The organism is Pectobacterium jejuense (genome assembly GCF_026800125.1).
GTDB lineage: Bacteria > Pseudomonadota > Gammaproteobacteria > Enterobacterales > Enterobacteriaceae > Pectobacterium > Pectobacterium jejuense.
Window position 1 is genome coordinate 459,478 of record NZ_JAPQKX010000001.1, and the last position, 20,677, is coordinate 480,154.

The 20,677-nt window shown below is 52.2% G+C and carries 14 protein-coding genes; 9 read left to right on the top strand and 5 right to left on the bottom strand.

What is annotated here, in order from left to right; genetic code table 11:
* Positions 1–179 precede the first annotated feature (179 nt).
* Positions 180–1,493, top strand: coding sequence for a pectate lyase PelN (gene pelN, locus NXT09_RS02085; RefSeq protein ID WP_205550781.1), 1,314 nt, complete (start codon positions 180–182; stop codon positions 1,491–1,493).
* Positions 1,494–1,693: 200 nt separating this feature from the next.
* Positions 1,694–2,587 carry a YcbJ family phosphotransferase gene (locus NXT09_RS02090; protein ID WP_010277054.1) on the top strand — a complete coding sequence of 298 codons (894 nt, stop codon included), beginning with the start codon at positions 1,694–1,696 and terminating at the stop codon, positions 2,585–2,587.
* Here NXT09_RS02090 and elyC read toward each other — a convergent pair.
* Entirely contained in the window at positions 2,539–3,387 is an 849-nt protein-coding gene (elyC, locus tag NXT09_RS02095; protein ID WP_240585158.1) for an envelope biogenesis factor ElyC, read from the bottom strand. The genes NXT09_RS02090 and elyC overlap by 49 nt on opposite strands.
* A 166-nt stretch (positions 3,388–3,553) precedes the next feature.
* Here elyC and cmoM point away from each other — a divergent pair, with 166 nt between their 5' ends.
* The 7 genes from cmoM to NXT09_RS02130 all read left to right on the top strand — a co-directional run bounded on the left by cmoM (position 3,554) and on the right by NXT09_RS02130 (position 14,459).
* On the top strand, positions 3,554–4,339 hold the full coding sequence (cmoM, locus tag NXT09_RS02100; RefSeq protein ID WP_268578660.1) for a tRNA uridine 5-oxyacetic acid(34) methyltransferase CmoM: 786 nt from the start codon (positions 3,554–3,556) through the stop codon (positions 4,337–4,339).
* Positions 4,336–5,661 carry a chromosome partition protein MukF gene (gene mukF / locus NXT09_RS02105; protein ID WP_095699264.1) on the top strand — a complete coding sequence of 442 codons (1,326 nt, stop codon included), beginning with the start codon at positions 4,336–4,338 and terminating at the stop codon, positions 5,659–5,661. Before cmoM ends, mukF begins: the two co-directional genes overlap by 4 nt.
* Positions 5,642–6,364 (top strand): chromosome partition protein MukE, encoded by a 723-nt coding sequence (mukE, locus tag NXT09_RS02110; protein ID WP_010277044.1) that lies wholly within the window; start codon positions 5,642–5,644, stop codon positions 6,362–6,364. The genes mukF and mukE overlap by 20 nt, the downstream gene beginning before the upstream one ends.
* A gap of 19 nt (positions 6,365–6,383) precedes the next feature.
* Positions 6,384–10,829 carry a chromosome partition protein MukB gene (mukB, locus tag NXT09_RS02115; RefSeq protein WP_268578661.1) on the top strand — a complete coding sequence of 1,482 codons (4,446 nt, stop codon included), beginning with the start codon at positions 6,384–6,386 and terminating at the stop codon, positions 10,827–10,829.
* A gap of 435 nt (positions 10,830–11,264) precedes the next feature.
* Positions 11,265–13,001 (top strand): L,D-transpeptidase, encoded by a 1,737-nt coding sequence (ldtD, locus tag NXT09_RS02120; protein WP_268578662.1) that lies wholly within the window; start codon positions 11,265–11,267, stop codon positions 12,999–13,001.
* Between the two features lie 178 nt (positions 13,002–13,179).
* The gene (mepK, locus tag NXT09_RS02125; protein WP_010277035.1) at positions 13,180–13,728 is read left to right on the top strand and encodes a peptidoglycan L,D-endopeptidase MepK; all 549 of its coding nucleotides are present in this window, start codon (positions 13,180–13,182) and stop codon (positions 13,726–13,728) included.
* An 83-nt stretch (positions 13,729–13,811) separates the two neighbouring features.
* Positions 13,812–14,459, top strand: coding sequence for an MBL fold metallo-hydrolase (locus tag NXT09_RS02130; RefSeq protein ID WP_205550770.1), 648 nt, complete (start codon positions 13,812–13,814; stop codon positions 14,457–14,459).
* Positions 14,460–14,550: 91 nt separating this feature from the next.
* Here NXT09_RS02130 and NXT09_RS02135 read toward each other — a convergent pair whose 3' ends face one another.
* From NXT09_RS02135 to pncB, 4 genes are all read right to left on the bottom strand, one after another.
* The gene (locus NXT09_RS02135) at positions 14,551–15,741 is read right to left on the bottom strand and encodes an amino acid aminotransferase (protein WP_268578663.1); all 1,191 of its coding nucleotides are present in this window, start codon (positions 15,739–15,741) and stop codon (positions 14,551–14,553) included.
* A 318-nt stretch (positions 15,742–16,059) separates the two neighbouring features.
* Positions 16,060–17,169: a porin gene (locus NXT09_RS02140; protein ID WP_275901592.1), complete on the bottom strand. Its 1,110-nt coding sequence runs from the start codon at positions 17,167–17,169 to the stop codon at positions 16,060–16,062.
* 295 nt (positions 17,170–17,464) lie between these two features.
* Positions 17,465–18,865 carry an asparagine--tRNA ligase gene (gene asnS, locus NXT09_RS02145; protein WP_268578664.1) on the bottom strand — a complete coding sequence of 467 codons (1,401 nt, stop codon included), beginning with the start codon at positions 18,863–18,865 and terminating at the stop codon, positions 17,465–17,467.
* Positions 18,866–19,258: 393 nt separating this feature from the next.
* Positions 19,259–20,464, bottom strand: a complete 1,206-nt coding sequence (gene pncB / locus NXT09_RS02150) for a nicotinate phosphoribosyltransferase (protein WP_268578665.1) — start codon at positions 20,462–20,464, stop codon at positions 19,259–19,261.
* Between the last annotated feature and the right edge of the window lie 213 nt (positions 20,465–20,677).

The following is a 20,677-nucleotide window of genomic DNA, read 5'->3' on the forward strand; positions in this document are numbered from 1 at the left end:
ATAACTATTCTTAAAAACTCTAAAATTACGCTGTGCCGCTTTATTTATGCGGATGGCTTATTCCCATTCTGAATTGATTCGTTGCGAGTGGAACTTTTATTTTCATAGTTAAATGCTACTATCAATTCGCCATGTTTTCGCATGGCGTTTTTGTTATTTCAACTAAGGACGGTAATGATATGAGTGCTAAACGTTATATCGCAAAAATTTTTCTCGGCGGTATGTTAATGGGGGCTGCCGCGGGCAGCAGCGCGGCGGTTTATTACATGGCCCCCAACGGCAACGACGCGAATAACGGCAGTAAAAACTCCCCCTGGAAAACAATCGACCGCGCACAGAAAACATTAAACCCTGGTGACCGCCTGTGGATCCGTGGCGGTAAATATGTGTTTACCAAAGGGCTAAATGTCTGTACGACGCGTACCGATGTGGTGAATGCGATCACGCTGAGTAAGAGTGGTACTGAAGGTAAGCGCATTGAGTATTGGGCATCTAGCGGGGAAGTGCCGATTTTTGATTTCAGCCAGATGCAAGATGATTGCCGGGTTAAAGGGTTCAACGTCGTTGCAGATTGGGTTTCCGTAAAAGGACTCGAAATAACGGGTGTCCCACAGCGTAATAACCTTAACCATGAGTCCTGGGGCGTGTGGATAAGGGGCAGCAATAATATATTCGAGCAGTTGAATATTCACCATATTATGGGGACGGGATTGTTCATCCAGCGTGGAGGGAATAACCTGGTATTGAATAGTGACTCTCACCATAATTACGATCCACTGACCTCTAATGGTGCTGGCCAAAGCGGAGATGGTTTTGGTGCGCATATCCCTGCTAACCAACCGGGTAATATCTTCCGAGGTTGCCGGGCGTGGTCAAACTCGGATGATGGCTTCGATTTAATTAATGCCTATTCTCCGGTGTTGATTGAAAATTCCTGGGCCTGGTCGCACGGTTATTTACCGGGGACGACACAATCACTGGCTGCGGGTAACGGTAACGGTTTTAAAATCGGCGGCTACGGTGGTGTTTATGTGGCGAATGCGGTGAAACATACCGTGCGTAACTCGGTTGCGTTTTTAAATAAAGCGGCCGGTTTTTATGCCAATCACCATCCGGTAGCGAACGATTTCTTCAATAACACGGGCTATAAAAATAACCCGAACTTTAATATCCGTGGAATCGATGCAAACGGAAAAGCGATTGGGTTGGGTACGCTGCGCAACAACGTTTCTCACGGTGGTAAAGACCTGTCGTTCTCCGATGGTGCGAACATGCGCTATAACTCGTGGGATCTGAAAATTGCGGTATCAGATTCTGACTTCGAGAGCGTTTCCGTGACCGGATGGGATGCACCGCGTCAGGCTGACGGCAGCTTGCCTGTACTGAAAAGCCTGCGTCTTGCGTCAGGTAGTGCGCTGATCAACAAGGGTGGGGATGTCAAACTGCCTTACAAAGGATCAGCCCCAGACCTGGGTGCCTTTGAGCGCGAATAATGGCAGTGTGTTAACACGCTAGCCTGTCACTCACGATATTCCCTGCTGACGAGTAGGGAATATCGCTGCAACAGCTCCGGTAGGGCGTACTCCCTGCCGTCATTGATCCCCTTTTATTTGATCTGCGTTGAAGTATTTATTGCCTGCTCGCCGCATCATGGTGAGTGGAGCTATTTGGCTCAACTGAGGTATCGCCGTTTATGGAACAGTTGAAATCAGAACTCAGTACGGTGTTGGGGGAAAGCCTCAGCCGACTTGAGCGCATAAGCGAGCAGCCGTATGCGGATCTGTATGCCTTGTATGATAAAGAAGGCAACGCCATTCCTTTGTTGGCTAAAAGTTATGTTTGTCAGGGCGTGGCGCAGCAGGAAGCCTACAAACTTTCGATGCTGGCGCGTGAGGGCGACGTGCGTCTGCCAACCGTTTATGGGCTGGTACTGACGCAACAGCAGCCTTATCGGGAACTGCTGCTGATTGAGCGCTTGCGCGGTGTGTCGGTGGAAGCGCCGCCAAGAAACGGCCAGCGTTGGACGCTGCTGATGGATCAGATTGTTGAAAATGTATTGGCCTGGCACCGAATTGATAGTCACGGCTGCGTCGGTTCTGTGGACAGCACGCAGGATAATGACTGGTTTAGCTGGTATCAACAGCGTCTGGAAGTCCTGTGGTCCACGTTGCTCAATGTTAATGCGCCGCAGCTTACGCAGCAGGATCGGAGCGTGCTGTATCGTTCGCGTCAGTGCTTAGAGATGCTGTTTGACGATTTCGAGGATGGCTGTGTGTTGGTACACGGTAACCTGTCGCTGCGCAGTATGCTGAAGGACGCACGTAGCGATCAGCTATTGGCAATGATCAATCCGGGAATGATGTTATGGGCGCCCAGAGAGTATGAACTCTTCCGGCTTTGTGAATCTGGCATGCCGGAGCAGCTGCTTTATCACTACCTGAAACAGGCACCGGTATCTGAATCCTTTGTCTACCGGCGCTGGCTATATGTCATTTGGGAAGCCGTCTCCCGCTATATCCATACGGGACAGCTAGACCGTCAGCTATTTGATGTCGCTTCCCGAGAGCTATCTCCCTGGCTGGAGTGAGCCTGCGGTGGTTCGGCATCGTGCGGTGCTGCCGTGGTTCCCTTCAGTGCCTGCCAGAGGCGACCAAGCGTTTCGTACCAGGCGCGCTCGCTGTGCGATAAATAGTAAGCGGAAGGGAACACTTTTTCCCACGGGTTGAGCGCGGAGGTAATTGCCATCTGATTTGCTGGCGCGGGAATCGGCGCTAGCCCTTGAGCCTGGAAGAATCGAATGGCACGAGGCAAATGGTTGGCCGAGGTCACCAGCAAGAAAGGGCGTTCGCCAACAATCTTGGCGGTTGCAGCCGCTTCTTCTTCCGTATCCCTTGGCGTATCCAGAATGATGATATCCTGCTGGGGAATGCCCAGACTTTCGGCGACCAGCGCCGCAGTTTTTGCGCTGCTGACAGGGTTACCCTGCGCGGCTCCACCGGTAAAAATCAACTTTGCGCCGGGATTGGCATGATAAAGGCGAACACCTTCCGTGACGCGCGGGAGACTGTTGCTGATGAGATTAGAACTGGGTGCCCATTCCGCGTTATAGGTATATCCCCCGCCTAGCACGACAATATACTCGGCTTTGCTCGCCTGCGGCGTTTGTCGCCAGGTTGGGTAGTGTGATTCCAGTGGTAATAGCAACCGATCGGCTACAGGCTGCAAGCTGAGCAGAATAAGCATCAGCCAACTGGCGAGTATTATTGCTTTCCCCGTGCGCTGTCGCTGGGTAAACCAGAGCAGCAACAGGCCAACACCCATCAGAAGCAATAGCAATGGAAGGGGCTGAAGAAGGCCACCGACGAACTTTTTGAGTGTGAAAAGCATAAAATTGCATTCCTTTTGAGTGAAAAACCCGCATCCGGGAAGATATCATGCGGTAAGGCCATTTATTCTAAGCCAGCCTGTGCCAAAATGGCAGGCTGGAAAAAATCGCATCGCGCAGACATGTCCTGCACGAGATCCCCGTTTATATGATGCGGAACAATGACTGATGCAGGATCGCAATTTTAACGATATCGCCGAAAAATTTGCTCAGAATATCTATGGCACGACGAAGGGGAGACTTCGGCTGGCGGTATTGTGGCAGGATCTTAGCAATCTTTTGACCCAGCTCCCGGCACGGCCTTTGCGCATCCTTGATGCGGGAGGCGGCGAAGGGCAGATGGCCTGTCGTCTGGCGGCTTTAGGACATCAGGTATTGTTGTGCGATGTTTCCGGTGAGATGATTCAGCGCGCCAAAAATGCGGCAGCGGCGCAGGGCGTTACCCATAATATGCGTTTTGTGCAGTGTGCCGCACAGGATATCGCGCAATATATGGATAGTCCCGCCGATCTGATATTGTTCCATGCGGTGCTGGAGTGGGTCGCGCAACCGCAGCAGGTACTGAAAATACTGTACGATAGCCTGTCGCCGGGTGGCGCATTGTCCCTGATGTTCTATAACCATCATGGGCTGTTGATGCGTAACATGGTAGTGGGCAACTTTGATTATGTTCAGGCCGGGATGCCTAAGGGTAAACGGCGCTCGCTCTCGCCAGATCACCCGCTGAACCCGCAAGAGGTGTACGGCTGGCTTGATGAGATGGGGCTGACCATTAGCGGGAAAACTGGTGTGCGCGTGTTTCATGACTACTTGAAAAATAAACAGCAGCAAGTTGAGAAATTTGACGACATTCTGGAGATTGAACAGCGGTATTGTCGGCAAGAGCCTTTTGTGAGTTTGGGCCGTTATATCCATGTCATGGCGCATAAACCCCATTTGAAGGATGCATTATGAGTGATTTTTCCCAGACTGTACCCGAACTGGTCGCCTGGGCACGAAAAAACGATTTCTCCATTTCCCTCCCCACCGAACGCCTGGCGTTTTTGATGGCGATTGCCACGCTTAACGGCGAACGCATGGATGGTGAAATGAGTGAAGGTGAGCTGATTGATGCCTTCCGTCATGTGAGTCAGGGATTCGATCAGACAAACGAAACCATTACCCTTCGCGCCAATAACGCGATTAACGATCTGGTGCGCCAGCGCTTGCTTAACCGCTTTACCAGCGAGCAGGCCGAAGGTAATGCGATTTATCGTCTGACGCCGCTGGGGATTGGCATTACCGATTATTACATTCGGCAGCGTGAGTTCTCAACGCTGCGCCTTTCTATGCAGCTCTCTATCGTGGCGCAAGAACTCAGTCGCGCAGCCGATGCGGCGGAGGAAGACGGTGATGAGTTTCACTGGCACCGCAATGTATTTGCGCCGCTGAAATACTCCGTTGCAGAAATTTTTGACAGTATCGATCTGTCACAGCGCGTGATGGATGAGCAGCAGCAGGGCGTTAAAGACGATATCGCCGCGCTGTTAAATCAGGACTGGCGAGCGGCGATCAGTAGCTGTGAGCAACTGCTGACGGAAACGTCATCGACGCTGCGTGAGCTACAGGATACGCTGGAAGCCGCAGGCGACAAATTGCAGACGAGCCTGTTGAGCATTCAGGATGCGATTATGAATAATCCGCATAACCTGGAGTTTGTCGACAAGCTGGTGTTTGACCTGCAAAACAAACTCGATCGCATTGTGAGCTGGGGACAGCAGACGATCGATCTGTGGATTGGTTACGACCGCCACGTACATAAGTTTATCCGTACCGCGATTGATATGGATAAAAACCGCGTCTTTGCCCAGCGGCTGCGTCAGTCGGTGCAGAGCTATTTCGATAGCCCTTGGGCGCTGACCTTCGCTAACGCCGATCGCTTGCTGGATATGCGCGACGAAGAGCTGACGTTGCGTAGTGAAGAAGTCACCGGTGAACTGCCGCCGGAGCTGGAATACGAAGAGTTTAGTGAAATGCGCGAGCAGCTGATCGCGCTAGTCGAGCAGGCGCTGCATAAATATAAAGCGCAACAGATTCCGCTGGATTTGAGTGAAGTGATGCGTGAGTACCTCGCGCAGCATCCTCGCTCGCGGCATTTTGATGTTGCCCGAATCGTGGTCGACCAGGCAGTGCGTCTGGGCGTAGCCGAAACAGATTTCACCGGATTGCCTGCATTGTGGCAGGCGATCAATGATTACGGAGCCAAGGTGCAGGCCCATGTCATCGACAAATATTGAACAATTTATGCCAGTGAAGCTGGCAACCGCGCTGTCGAATAACCTCTTTCCTGCGCTGGACAGCCAATTGCGCGCCGGGCGTCATATTGGCATTGAAGAGCTGGAGAACCACGTATTTCTGATGGATTTCCAGGAAGTGCTGGAAGAGTTCTACAGCCGTTACAACGTGGAGCTGATCCGCGCGCCGGAGGGATTCTTCTATCTGCGACCGCGCTCTACCACGCTGATCCCGCGCTCGGTGCTGTCTGAGCTGGATATGATGGTAGGGAAAATTCTCTGCTACCTCTATCTGAGCCCGGAGCGTTTGGCGCACGAAGGCATTTTCAGCCAGCAGGAGCTGTATGAAGAGCTGCTGAGCCTGGCGGATGAAAGCAAACTGCTGAAGCTGGTTAACCAGCGTTCGACCGGTTCCGATCTGGATCGCCAGAAGCTGCAGGAGAAAGTCAGAACCTCGCTTAACCGCTTACGTCGGTTAGGCATGATCTACTTTATGGGCAATGACAGCAGCAAATTCAGAATTACCGAATCAGTGTTCCGCTTCGGGGCTGACGTGCGCAGCGGCGATGATGCCCGCGAAGCACAGCTACGTATGATTCGCGATGGTGAAGCGATGCCTGTTGAAGGTAGTTTGTCGCTGAAAGATGACAGCGACGATAACGATCGCACCGATGATACCGCGCCAGAAACGGGCGAGGATGAATAAGTGTTGAGGATGAACAGGAATGATTGAACGCGGTAAATTTCGCTCACTAACGCTGGTCAACTGGAACGGCTTTTTCGCCCGCACCTTCGATCTGGATGAACTGGTTACCACGCTATCCGGCGGTAACGGTGCCGGGAAATCCACCACGATGGCCGCCTTTATTACGGCGCTGATCCCTGACCTGACGCTGTTGCACTTCAGGAACACCACCGAAGCCGGTGCCACCAGCGGTTCACGCGATAAAGGCTTGCACGGTAAACTGCGCGCTGGCGTCTGCTACTCCACGCTGGATGTCGTTAACTCGCGTCATCAGCGCGTGCTGGTTGGGGTTCGTCTCCAGCAGGTTGCAGGGCGCGACCGTAAAGTCGACATCAAGCCTTTCACCATTCAGGGATTACCGACGGCGATACAGCCAACGCAAATTCTGACGCAAGTGGTCGGCGATCGTCAGGCGCGCGTGCTCTCATTGCAAGAGCTGAAAGAGCGCGTAGAAGAGATGGAAGGCGTTCAGTTCAAGCAGTTTAACTCCATCACCGACTATCACTCGCTGATGTTTGATTTGGGTGTGGTGCCGCGTCGCCTGCGTTCGGCTTCCGATCGCAGTAAGTTCTATCGCCTGATCGAAGCTTCGCTGTACGGTGGTATTTCCAGCGCCATTACTCGCTCGCTGCGTGACTACCTGCTGCCGGAAAACAGCGGCGTGCGTAAAGCGTTTCAGGATATGGAAGCCGCGCTGCGTGAAAACCGCATGACGCTGGAGGCGATTCGCGTCACCCAGTCCGATCGCGACCTGTTTAAGCACCTGATCTCTGAAGCGACCTCCTATGTTGCCGCCGACTACATGCGGCACGCCAATGAGCGTCGTATTCATCTGGATGGCGCGTTAGAACTGCGTCGCGACCTGTTCTCCAGCCGTAAGCAGTTGTCGAGTGAGCAATATCGTCATGTAGAAATGGCGCGGGAGCTAGCAGAGCAGAGCGGTGCCGAAGGCGATCTGGAAACGGATTATCAGGCGGCCAGCGATCACCTGAATCTGGTGCAGACAGCGATGCGTCAGCAGGAAAAAATTGAGCGCTATAACGCCGACCTGGAAGAATTGAGCTATCGCCTCGAAGAACAGAACGAGGTGGTGGAAGAAGCGCGGGAGCAGCAGGCGGAAAACGAAGAACGCGCCGATGCTGCCGAACTGGAAGTGGATGAGCTGAAAAGCCAGCTTGCCGACTATCAGCAGGCGTTGGACGTGCAGCAGACGCGCGCCATTCAGTATCAGCAGGCGCAGCAGGCGCTGGAACGCGCCCGCTCGCTGTGTCAGTTGCCAGATTTAACGGCAGACAATGCGGATGAGTGGCTGGACAGCTATCAGGCGAAAGAGCAGGAAGCGACAGAAATCCTGCTGATGCTGGAGCAGAAACTGAGCGTGGCCGATGCGGCGCACGGCCAGTTTGAACAAGCCTATCAGCTGGTGACTAAGATTGCCGGTGCGGTGAATCGCAACGAAGCCTGGCAGGTTGCACGCGACCTGTTGCGCGATAGCTCTTCACAACGCTATCAGGCAGAACGGGTACAGCCGCTGCGGATGCGCCTGTCTGAGTTGGAACAGCGCCTGCGCGAACAGCAGGATGCCGAGCGGTTATTGCAGGATTTCAGTAAACGCAACGGCCAGGATTATCAACCGGAAGAGCTGGAATCACTCCAGCAAGAACTTGATGCCCGCATCGAAACGCTGTCATCACTGGTGGCAGAAGCGGGTGAGCGTCGCATGGCGCTGCGTCAGGAGCTGGAGCAGACTCAACAGCGTATTCAGAAGCTGACGGCACGTGCGCCAGTCTGGTTGGCTGCACAGGAAATGCTGACGCAGCTGAGTGAGCAGAGCGGCGAAACGTTTGAAGATAGCCGTCAGGTGACGGAATTCATGCAGCAGTTGCTGGAGCGCGAGCGTGAAACCACGGTTGAACGTGACGACATCGCGGCCCGCAAGCGGCAGATCGAAACGCAGATTGAGCGCCTGAGTCAGCCCGGCGGTTCGGAAGACCCGCGCCTGAACGCGCTGGCGGAACGCTTTGGCGGCGTGCTGCTGTCTGAGATTTATGATGACGTGACGTTGGATGATGCACCGTACTTCTCGGCGCTTTATGGTCCCTCCCGCCATGCCATCGTGGTGTCCGATCTTTCGCTGGTGCGCGATCAGCTTGCCGGTCTGGAAGATTGCCCGGAAGACCTGTATCTGATCGAGGGGGATCCGCAGTCGTTTGATGACAGCGTATTTGCCGTTGAAGAGCTAGAACGTGCTGTCGTGGTGAAAGTCGCCGAGCGCCAATGGCGTTATTCGCGCTTCCCAGAAGTGCCGCTGTTTGGTCGCGCCGCGCGGGAAATGCGTCTGGAAAGCTTGCGTGATGAGCGAGAAACGCTGGCGGAACAGTACGCGACGATGTCGTTTGACGTGCAAAAAACGCAGCGCCTGCACCAGTCTTTTAGCCGCTTTATCGGTACGCATCTGGCCGTCGTTTTTGATGAAGATCCCGAAGCGGAAATTCGTACGCTCAGTTCTCGTCGCGGCGAGCTGGATCGCGCGATGGCCAGCTTTGATGGCGAAAACCAGCAGCAGCGTCAGCAGTACGATCAGGCGAAAGAAGCCAGCGCACAGCTGAATAAACTGATTCCGCGCATTAGCCTGCTTTGCGATGAGACATTGCAGGATCGCGTGGAAGAGATTCGTGCGGAACTGGATGAAACCGAAGAGTCTGCGCGCTTCATTCAGCAGCACGGTGCAACGCTGGCTAAGTTGGAACCGTTGGTTTCTGTCCTGCAAAGCGACCCGCAGCAGCATGAGCAGTTGCAGGAAGATTATACGCAGGCGCAGAACGCACAGCGGCAGGCAAAACAGCAGGCGTTTGCACTGACTGAGGTTGTGCAGCGTCGCGCGCACTTCAGCTACGCCGATTCGGCTGGAATGCTGGGTGAAAACGCGGGTCTGAATGACAAACTGCGTCATCGTCTGGAACAGGCTGAAACGGAACGAACAAAAGCACGTGAGCAGCTACGCCAGCACCAGGCACAGCTGACGCAGTACAGCCAAGTTCAGGCATCGCTGAAAAGCTCTTACGATGCCAAGCAGGACATGCTGAAGGAACTGACGCAAGAGCTTCAGGATATCGGCGTACGTGCGGACGCTGATGCCGAAGCGCGCGCCCGTCAGCGTCGTGATGAGCTGCATGCCGCATTAAGCACCAACCGCTCACGCCGGAATCAGTTGGAAAAACAGATTACGTTCTGTGAAGCGGAAATGGACAGCTTGCAGAAGAAATTGCGCAAGCTGGAGCGTGATTATCACCAGATGCGTGAGCAGGTTGTGACGGCGAAAGCGGGTTGGTGTGCCGTCATGCGTTTGGTGAAAGACAACGGTGTCGAGCGTCGTCTGCACCGTCGTGAACTGGCGTACATGGAAGGCGATGAACTGCGTTCCATGTCGGATAAGGCGCTGGGTGCGCTGCGTTTGGCGGTTGCGGATAACGAACATCTGCGCGATGTGCTGCGGCTTTCCGAAGATCCGAAGCGGCCGGAACGCAAGATCCAGTTCTATATCGCCGTTTACCAGCATCTGCGCGAGCGTATCCGTCAGGATATTATCCGCACCGATGATCCGGTAGAAGCGATTGAGCAGATGGAGATCGAGCTTAACCGTCTGACTGAAGAGCTGACGGCGCGTGAACAGATGCTGGCCATCAGCTCACGCAGCGTGGCAAACATCATTCGTAAAACGATCCAGCGTGAGCAGAACCGCATTCGGATGCTGAACCAAGGGCTGCAAGCGGTCGCGTTTGGTCAGGTGAAGAGCGTTCGTCTCAACGTCAACGTGCGCGAAACGCATACCACGTTGCTCAACGTGTTGTCCGAACAGCAGGAGATGCATCAGGATCTGTTTAACAGCAACCGTCTGACCTTCTCGGAAGCGTTGGCAAAACTGTATCAGCGCCTGAATCCTGAGATTGATATGGGACAGCGCACGCCGCAAACTATCGGTGAAGAGCTGCTGGATTACCGAAACTACCTTGAAATGGAAGTTGAGGTTAACCGTGGCGCGGATGGCTGGCTGCGAGCGGAAAGTGGGGCGCTGTCGACCGGGGAAGCCATCGGTACCGGGATGTCGATTCTGGTTATGGTGGTGCAGAGCTGGGAAGAAGAGTCTAAGCGCCTGCGTGGCAAAGATATTATTCCATGTCGTCTGCTGTTCCTCGATGAGGCGGCGCGTCTGGATGCCAAGTCGATTGCGACGCTGTTCGAGCTTTGCGATCGTCTGGAAATGCAGCTGGTCATCGCGGCACCAGAAAATATCAGCCCCGAGAAGGGAACCACCTATAAGCTGGTGCGTAAAGTCTACCAGAACAACGAGCACGTCCATGTGGTCGGGCTGCGCGGTTTCGGAGCGGAAGCACCAGAGACAGAGACACAAGAGCAAGCCTCGTAGTGGGGAGCGGTAAATTTTATCGTTGTAAACCTTGCCGCTATTTTCCTCTATAATGATAAAGCCGCTTTTTTAAGCGGCTTTATTTTTTCGTAAAGCGTGGCGCAAAGGGAATGTTGAATGCGAATAGCTTCATCAAACGCGTAAGATAATAACCAGAAGAAGAAGCAAAAATATTTTTCTCTTTATATACTGACGATAAAACGATTGCAGGCCGTAGAAGGATTTGCGGTTTTATGTTGCAAGGTGGCGTACCGTAATAACGGGCGCGATATAAAAATGCTCATATTTCATTCTTTCTCGTTTTCTACACAAGAAAACCTAAAGAATGTGCTTACGCGAGTATGACCGTATACGAGCGAATTCGGTTTGTTATTTCCATATCCAACGTGGATTGTCGTGAAAGCATAGTGATTAATGAGTACAGGGGATAAATGGATGTTGTTGTTACATAAGCGAAAAATGGTCAGGCTGCTGTTACGCGTAGGTTGTATTTGGGTCGGAAGCCTGTCTCCTTCGTTTTCGGTGCTGGCAGCATCTCCGACGGTGGTATCCGGCTTATCGCAAAGCTCGGGCGTGGTGTCTGTAGAAAATAGCCGTGCAGGGCTTCTGGCAGCGCTGCCGCACGGTATGACGTTACATTATCTCTCTGATTTATCATCGCTTTATGCCCAACATCAGATGCAACCTATGTGGGCAGATAACCGTGCGGTTCAACAGTTTCAGCAACAGCTGGCCGAATTGGCGATAGCTGGCGTACAGCCGCAGTTCACTACGTGGGTAACCTGGCTGACCGACCCGCAATTGACCGGATTTGCGCGTGATATCGTGCTATCGGATGCGATGCTGGGCTATTTGCAGTTCGTCTCGGGCGTAGAACGCAGCGGTAACGACTGGCTGTACAGCAGCGTACCTTACCGTTTGCAATCGCCAGCGCTCAATATCGTTTCGCAATGGCAACAGGCCGTGAAATCCGGTACCAGCGCGGCTTATGTGGTTTCGCTGGCGCCACAGCATTCGCAATACGCCAAAATGCATGAAGCGCTGAAGACGATGCTGGCTGACAATCGCCCGTGGCCGAGTTTGAATCTGGCGGAGTCTCTGCGCCCAGAGCAGCAGAGTCGGGAACTGGCGGTGCTGCGTGAAATTCTGCAACGTACTGGCATGCTGTCTTCAACGGAGAGCATTACGCTATTTAACGAAAATACCGCAGCGACGACAGTATCGACAGGACAGGCTCCGCTGGTCGAGGGCGGTGCTATCGACGATCGTTATACTGGCGAACTGGTTGACGCGGTTAAACGCTTCCAGCACTGGCAAGGGCTGGACGATGATGGCGTTATTGGTAAGCGTACGCGCGATTGGCTCAATGTGTCCCCGCAAATGCGCGCAACCCTGCTGGCGCTGAATATCCAGCGTCTGCGCCTGTTACCGGACAATGTTCACACCGGTATCATGGTGAACATCCCCAATTATTCGCTGATCTATTATCAGGATGGCGCTGAACGCTTATCATCGCGCGTCATTGTGGGGCAGCCTAAACGCAAAACGCCATTGATGAGCAGCTCGCTGTATAACGTGGTGGTCAATCCGCCGTGGAATGTCCCTACGACGCTAACTCGGCAAGACATCATCCCTAAAGTGGTGCGCGATCCCGGTTATCTAGAGCGTCATGGCTACACGGTGTTGTCCGGCTGGAGCCAGGATGCTGAAGCGATCGATCCTTCCATGATCGATTGGCCGATGGTCTCAGCAGAGCGCTTCCCTTATCGACTGCGTCAGGCCCCAGGTGCGAATAACTCGCTAGGACGCTATAAATTTAATATGCCCAATTCAGAAGCGATTTATCTGCACGACACGCCTAATCACAATCTGTTCCAGCGTGATATCCGGGCGCTGAGCTCCGGCTGCGTGCGAGTTAATAAGGCATCGGAACTGGCTAGCATGCTATTGCAGGATGCGGGATGGAATAATAGTCGTATTTCTTCCACGCTGGATCAGGGAAATACCACCTTCGTGTCGATGAAACATCGGATTCCGGTCAACCTCTATTATCTGACCGCGTGGGTGGCTGAAGATGGTAGACCACAGTTCCGAACAGATATTTACAATTACGATGACACCGCTCGTGCCGGGACGAAAGTGCTGTCCAGAGCAGGGCTGTTGCTTCAGTAAGTATTGAAAACACGAGCATTAGCGGTATCGGTATTTGATCGTTTTGCGGGTGATCGATGCGATCTCCCGCAAACCTGTAAGCAAAGCGGGTTGACTCACTTTTCTCTGGCAGTTAAGGTTCAAGGCGGCACGTTTTGTGCCTCCTTTTATACCGTTCTTTAGCCAGGGTACTTGTTCTATGGATCACATTGACAATCATCGCCGTAAGTGGCTTGCACTGGGTGGTGCCGCGTTGGGTATCGCACTGCTTCCCGGTCAGGCATTTGCGACGTTATCTACACCCCGACCACGAATTTTGACGCTGAACAATCTGAATACCGGAGAGCGACTGAAAACGGAATTCTTTGATGGCAAACGGTATAACAAGTCAGAACTTTCCCGCCTGAATCACTTTTTCCGCGACTATCGCGCCAATAAAGTCAAAACGATTGATCCCCAACTCTTCGATCAGCTCTATCGCTTACAGGTGATGTTGGGCACCAACAAGCCCGTACAGCTGATTTCTGGTTATCGCGCGATAGATACGAATAATGAATTACGCGCGCATAGCAGAGGTGTGGCAAAGCAGAGCTACCACACGAAAGGGCAGGCGATGGATTTCCATATTGAAGGTGTTCAACTCGCTAACATTCGTAAAGCGGCGATGAAGATGCGTGCCGGCGGCGTCGGCTACTACCCCCGCAGCGATTTCGTTCACATCGATACCGGCCCAGTCCGCACCTGGTAATTCGCTACCGCAGCGTTAAATTTTTTTCTGATACGGTTCGCTAATGCAGAGCGAACCGCTCAGTTTATTCAACATGGAGTGATATGAAATATCAAATTGTCCCGGTAACGGCATTTAGCCAGAACTGCACGTTGTTATGGTGCGAAAAAACGAATGAAGCGGCGATTGTCGATCCCGGTGGCGATGCAGAAAAAATCAAACGTGCCGTCGCGGATGCAGGGATTTCAGTTAAACAGATTCTGTTAACGCACGGCCATCTGGATCATGTGGGTGCGGCTGCCGAGTTGGCCGAGCACTATCAGGTATCAATTATTGGCCCGCAGATTGAAGATGCGTTCTGGCTGGAAGGGCTACCGGCACAGAGCCGGATGTTTGGTCTGGAAGAATGCGCGCCGCTGACACCATCGCGCTGGCTACAGGAAGGCGATGAGGTCAGCGTGGGTGAGACGACGCTGGCGGTTTTCCACTGTCCAGGCCATACGCCGGGCCACATTGTTTTCTTTGATGCGGAATCGCGTCTGGCGCAGGTGGGCGATGTGATTTTCAACGGCGGTGTAGGGCGTACCGATTTCCCACAGGGGGATCATCAGGCGCTGATTGCGTCCATCAAGAATAAGCTGTTGCCGCTGGGCGATGATGTGACGTTTATTCCGGGGCACGGCCCGATGTCGACCTTAGGACATGAACGTAAAACGAATCCTTTCCTGCGTGAAGATGCCGCGATTTGGTAGTTTGCTGCCTCTTAGTAAGCCGTTGTTATAAATAAGAGAGCATAAATGAAAAAGCCGACACAGGGTGTCGGCTTTTTTGATCGCAGAACGATTAGAGTACGGCAACAATCGCTTCGCAGAGCGGAGCCATGTTTTCCGGCGTCATTCCTGCAACGTTGATACGGCCAGAATTTACTGCGTAAACGCCGAATTCGTCACGCAGACGCAGAACCTGCTCCTTGGTCAAACCGCTAAATGAGAACATCCCATTCTGGTCGATGATGAAGGAGAAATCCTGCTGCGCGCCTTTTTCCTGCAAGGTATTCACGAACAGCTGACGCATACGTTGAATGCGTTCACGCATCGCCGTCAATTCCTGCACCCAAATGGCCTTCAGTGCGTCGTTGCCCAAAATGGTCGCAACAACGGTCGCGCCGTGTGACGGCGGGTTAGAGTAGTTTGCACGAATAGCGGCTTTCACCTGGCTGAATGCTTTATCTGCCGTTGCGGCATCGGCTGCAACCAGCGTACAGGCCCCGACGCGCTCGTTGTACAAACCGAAGTTTTTAGAGTACGAGCTGCATACGATCAGCTCATCGTGCTTCGCAGCGAAGAGACGCAGGCCTTCCGCATCCTCTTCGAGCCCACGAGCAAAGCCCTGATAGGCGAAGTCAAACAGCGGCAGCCAGCCTTTTGCTACTGATAGTTCGGCCAGTTTAGCCCACTGCTCAGCGGTAGGATCGATACCGGTTGGGTTGTGGCAACAGCCGTGGAACAGCACCACGTCACCGGCTTGTGCGGCATTCAGGCTGTTCAGCAGGCCATCAAAATCCAGCGCGTGGTTCGCAGCATCGTAGTAGTCATACTGGCATACTTCCAGACCGACAGCAGAGAAGACGTTATTGTGATTTGGCCAGGTTGGATTGCTGATCCAAATGCGTTTTGCAGACGTCTGATTTGCAATGAAATCAGCGGCTACGCGCAACGCACCTGTTCCGCCTGGTGTTTGCGCCGTGCGGGCACGTTTGTCGGTAATGATGGCATTCTGCTTGCCAAACAACAGCTCCTGCGTGCACTGGCCGAATGCTGGCAGACCGTCAATGCCCAGATAATTTTTGGTGGTTTCATTTTCCAGCAGATAGTGTTCTGCTTTTTTTACGCTGGTCAGAACCGGAGTTTTACCGGTTTCATCTTTATAGACACCAATACCCAGATTGATTTTATTCGCGCGGTCATCGGCGCGGAAAAGATCGGTCAGCCCGAGAATAGGATCGGCCGGTGCGGCAGAGATATTTTCAAACATTGCCAGAATGTTCCATAACTGAGATGAAATAAGAATTCTCAGAGTACCGTCAGTAAAAGGCTTTGCCAACCGTTGATGTCAAAAAGAAAGGGAAATAACAGGGAGAAGGAGAGAGACGAAATAAAAGACTGGTTAGGCGAGAATAATTGGCGCAGCGTGGCGTAAAGCAGAAACAAAAAATGCCGGGGAGCGTTTTTCAACGTCGCGGGCGACGGCCCGTAAGGGGCTCTGTTCAGCACGCAATAAAAAAGACAGAGCCGAAGCCCTGTCTTTTCATGCAATACGAACGATTAACTCGTTACGTTATGCTGCGACAACTTAGAACTGGTAGATTACACCAACGTTTACAACATCGTTGTTTTCGATACCATAAGCGTTGTCTTTATCGATCAGGCTGATATCGTATTCAGTGTAAGCAGAGAAGTTTTTGTTGAATGCATAAGTTGCACCAATACTTGCGTATTTCACTGCGTAGTCATTGCGGCCAGTGTTGGTAGCGCTCGAGCTATCAACTTTGTCTTTACGAGAAACGTAGGCCAGAGTTGGAGTCAAACCGAAGTCGAAGTTATATTGAGCAACAACTTCAAAAATCTGGCTCTTATCAGCGATACCGTTGGCACCGTTGATTCTGTAGAAGTTGCTGGCTTCGCCATAAACTGCTGCCAAATAAACATTGTTCGCGTCATATTTCAGACCAGTAGACCATACGTCAGCTTTGGCACCGCCAACAGCACCAGTAGTTACGCCCTGCTGTGTTGCTGTACGGCCATAAGAACCGTAAGAAGCAACCACGCCTACACCGAAATCAGTGTCATAGGACAGAGAGGTTGACCATGCATCGCCATGGCGACGATCCAGTCTGTCAACTGATGTACCAGCGCTATTTTTCTCTTCGTCTTTAGCAACGTATTGCAGACCGAAACCCAGGTTATCAACTAAACCAAACAGGTTGGTGGTACGGTAAGTTGCTGCGTTACCGATACGACCAGTCAGGGTATCAGTGATGCTGCTGTCGCCGCCATTTTCTGGCAGAACGTCGGTATAAGCCAGACCGTCATAAGCAACGCCCAGGTTACGACCGTAATCGAAAGAACCGAAATCACCGAATTTCAGACCAGCAAAAGCGTAACGGGTTTTTTCTTTGCCCGCGCCACCGTTCAAATCTTCAGTTGAGTTAGCATCGAACTGGTATTCGAAGCGGCCAAAACCAACCAGTTGGTCAGCGATCTGAGTTTCACCTTTGAAGCCCAGACGAGCGGTAGTATTATCTGCGTTCTCTTCGCTTTGGTTATTGAACGTATAACCTGCGTGCACACGACCAGTCAGATTCAGCTTGTTGCCGTCTTTGTTATAAACTTCAGCGGCGTTTGCTGCGCCTGCGACTAACAGAGCTGGGATTACTACTGCAAGAATGTTGCGTTTCATCATTATTACCCTCATTGGTGTTATTTAGACACCTGCCACTGCCATAAATAATTCTTTACGGAACTATTCCTGAAAGTTTGGTGTCTTCCTGTGTCTGAACGCAGTTTTCCATTCACTCGCCAGTTAATCCACCCTAAAGATGCTACAAAGTTCGTAATCGAGTAACAAATGGAAATAATGTGTTTCTAAATGTAAAAGCTAGGGAACTTTGTGAGGCATAACAAAAATTAAAAAAAAAGAGCCGGGAAACCCGACTCTTCTTTTCTACATATTTGTTTTACTTATATTAAATTTTTATTTAGAAACTGGCGTTCCGTGGTGTGCGTGGGAAAGGAATGACATCGCGCACATTTTGTACACCGGTAACATAGGCAATCAATCGTTCAAAACCTAAACCGAAACCGGAATGTGGAATGGTGCCGTAACGACGTAAATCACGATACCACCAGTAGTCTTCTTTATTCAGTCCCATCTCTTCCAGACGGCTATCCAACTGCGCCAGACGCTCTTCACGCTGAGAACCACCGATGATTTCGCCGATTCCCGGTGCCAGAACATCCATTGCGGCAACGGTCTTACCGTCGTCATTCATACGCATATAGAAGGCTTTGATGTCTTTCGGGTAGTTTTTAACGACAACCGGTGCTTTGAAGTGTTGCTCTGCCAGATAACGCTCGTGCTCGGAGGAGAGATCAACACCCCAGTAAACCGGGTTCTCGAATTGCTGTCCACAATTCAGCAGGATCTCGACGGCATCGGTGTAATCCACCTGTGCGAAGTCGGAGCTGACGAATTTTTCCAGTCGGGTGATGGCTTCTTTATCGACGCGCTCAGCAAAGAATGCCATATCATCGGCACGCTCGTTCAGGACGGCCTGGAAAACATATTTCAGCAGGTTTTCGGCCAGACCCGCGACGTCATCCAACGTAGCGAAAGCGACTTCCGGTTCGATCATCCAAAACTCAGCCAGATGGCGGCTGGTGTTAGAGTTTTCTGCACGGAACGTTGGGCCAAAGGTATAGACGTTGGACAGTGCACAGGCGTAGGTTTCGCCATTCAGCTGGCCGGATACGGTCAGGAACGCTTCTTTACCGAAGAAGTCTTCGCTGAAATCTACTTTACCTTGTTCGGTACGCGGCAGGTTTTCCAGATCGAGGGTAGAAACGCGGAACATCTCACCCGCGCCTTCGGTGTCGGATGCGGTAATCAGCGGGGTAGATACCCAGAAGTAACCGTTCTCGTGGAAGAAGCGGTGAATTGCCTGCGCCAGTGTATGGCGAACGCGGGCAACAGCACCGATCAGATTCGTACGCGGACGCAAATGCGCCACTTCACGCAGATACTCAATGCTGTGACGCTTTGCCGCCATCGGGTAGGTATCAGGATCGTCAACCCAGCCGACAACATTGACGTTGGTGGCTTGCAGTTCGAAGCTCTGGCCTTCACCCGGAGACGCGACGACGTTACCGGTGATTTCAACGGAGCAGCCAGTAGTCAGGCGCAGTACGTCATCCTGATAATTGGAGAGATTATTATTAACGACAGCCTGTAATGGATTAAAGCAGGAGCCGTCATAAACGGCGATAAAGGAGATACCGGCTTTAGAATCTCTCCGGGTACGTACCCAGCCGCGCACGGTGACTTCGCTGTCAACGGCGACACGGCCTTGCAGTACATCGACTACAGGCACTACGCTCATAAAATTCTCTCTTTAATTAATCGTGTTGTAAGAAATATATCGTGGTTAAAACGCTAAATGGCCCAATCCGAGCCATTTGCTATGTTACTTGCGATGCAACAGGACACAAGCAGAAATCACCGGAATGGCGCGAAGTTTTCGCTCATGCTGGTGAATCTGCTGCAAAGTTGGTCAATACCCGTCATCCTTCAAGTTGCATATGCGTTGGCTGCGCTCAAATACTCGGCCCATCGTGGGCCTCGCCCTGAAGGGCCGCTGCAAGCAGCGTTCAAATCTGCTCCCGGCAGATTTGTCACTCGAATCACTTACCTGAGTAAGCTCATCGGGATGCCTTCTCTTGCCGCCTGCCTGAAACTCGAATTATTTAGGGTATTAGGGGATAAGAGGGACGTTTCAGCTGGCCTTTTTCACCCGGGGTAAGTCAAACGCTTTGCGCAGTTCACACACGAAGTTCTGATCCTGGCAGATGGTTTTCCCCGGACTATCGGAGAGCTTTGCCACCGGTTTGCCGTTGCATTCCACCAGCTTGATCACGATATTCAGCGGTTTCACGCTGGGGATATCACATGTAAGGCGCGTGCCGATACCAAACACCAGATTCACGCGCTGCCCGAAATGGCGGTACAGCGTCAGCGCTTTATCCAGATTCAGGTTATCGGAGAAGACCAGCGTTTTGCTCATCGGATCGATGTTCAGTCGCTGATAATGTGCAATGGCTTTTTCGCCCCAATCGACCGGATCGCCAGAATCGTGACGCAGCCCCTGATAGGCTTCGGCGAACGGTAAATCGAAATCGCGCAGGAAGGCATCCATAGTGATGCAGTCGGTCAACGCAATACCCAAATGTGTGGGATATTCCCGTAGCCACATTTGTAGCGCGGCGCGCTGGCTGTTTGCCAGCGTCGGACTAATCTGCTGATGTGCCTGAAACCACTCATGCGCCTGCGTACCGACAGGCGTGATATCCAAACGACGTGCCAGATCGTAATTGCTGGTGCCGATGAGATAAGGGAAATCGGCTCGCAGCGTCGTAACAATCGTCTGTTGGACATCACGAGAGAAACGCCGGCGCGTGCCGAAATCCATTAGCTTGAATTGGCTGAGATCCACATCTGCGCTGTTCTGGCGGAAGCTCTCCAGTGAGGCAGACAGTTGGGTGAGTGCCTGCTCGGCTGTGATGTCGGGCGAACGATCGCGATGCACGACTTCACTGATCACGGCCAACAAGGGAACTTCCCACAAAATCACTTCACGCCATGGCCCTGTGATGCGGATATCCAGCTTGCCAGCATGATTCTTGATCGAAACCTGCTGCGGATTAAAACGGAAGTCCCGCAGCCAGTGGAGATAATCCGGCTTAAAGAACGGCAGAGAAGAAAGATAGGTGAACTCATCGTCACTCAATGACAAGAAACGCATCAGATCGACCTGATGGGCTATCTCATCAGCGTAAACGCCTAATAACTCATCACCGCGACAGCGAAATTCAGCCGCAACGTCGACATCATAATAATGATGATACACCGCCTGTTGCATGTGCAGCTTGTAGGCATCGGTATCCAGCAATGAGTGCAGAATCGGGGAAGTGTGCAAAGTCATAATGCGTTACAGCATCCTTGTAAGATGCCTATCCACCATTGGGACAATCAGCAATGTTCAGTCAGTATACCTTGATTATCCGTTTATTACATTACGACAACATAGCGAGACGTGCGGGAGTGAACCGCGGTACGATGATTATCCTCATTATTTTGTCGTGGTAACATTAAGATAACAGGCTTAGACTTGATCTTTGATGCTTATGACGAGGTG

Coding starts and splice junctions, on each gene's coding strand:
- pelN (WP_205550781.1), top strand. CDS start 180: ATGAGTGCTAAACGTTATATCGCAAAAATTTTTCTCGGCGGTATGTTA.
- NXT09_RS02090 (WP_010277054.1), top strand. CDS start 1,694: ATGGAACAGTTGAAATCAGAACTCAGTACGGTGTTGGGGGAAAGCCTC.
- elyC (WP_240585158.1), bottom strand. CDS start 3,387: ATGCTTTTCACACTCAAAAAGTTCGTCGGTGGCCTTCTTCAGCCCCTT.
- cmoM (WP_268578660.1), top strand. CDS start 3,554: ATGCAGGATCGCAATTTTAACGATATCGCCGAAAAATTTGCTCAGAAT.
- mukF (WP_095699264.1), top strand. CDS start 4,336: ATGAGTGATTTTTCCCAGACTGTACCCGAACTGGTCGCCTGGGCACGA.
- mukE (WP_010277044.1), top strand. CDS start 5,642: ATGTCATCGACAAATATTGAACAATTTATGCCAGTGAAGCTGGCAACC.
- mukB (WP_268578661.1), top strand. CDS start 6,384: ATGATTGAACGCGGTAAATTTCGCTCACTAACGCTGGTCAACTGGAAC.
- ldtD (WP_268578662.1), top strand. CDS start 11,265: ATGTTGTTGTTACATAAGCGAAAAATGGTCAGGCTGCTGTTACGCGTA.
- mepK (WP_010277035.1), top strand. CDS start 13,180: ATGGATCACATTGACAATCATCGCCGTAAGTGGCTTGCACTGGGTGGT.
- NXT09_RS02130 (WP_205550770.1), top strand. CDS start 13,812: ATGAAATATCAAATTGTCCCGGTAACGGCATTTAGCCAGAACTGCACG.
- NXT09_RS02135 (WP_268578663.1), bottom strand. CDS start 15,741: ATGTTTGAAAATATCTCTGCCGCACCGGCCGATCCTATTCTCGGGCTG.
- NXT09_RS02140 (WP_275901592.1), bottom strand. CDS start 17,169: ATGATGAAACGCAACATTCTTGCAGTAGTAATCCCAGCTCTGTTAGTC.
- asnS (WP_268578664.1), bottom strand. CDS start 18,865: ATGAGCGTAGTGCCTGTAGTCGATGTACTGCAAGGCCGTGTCGCCGTT.
- pncB (WP_268578665.1), bottom strand. CDS start 20,464: ATGACTTTGCACACTTCCCCGATTCTGCACTCATTGCTGGATACCGAT.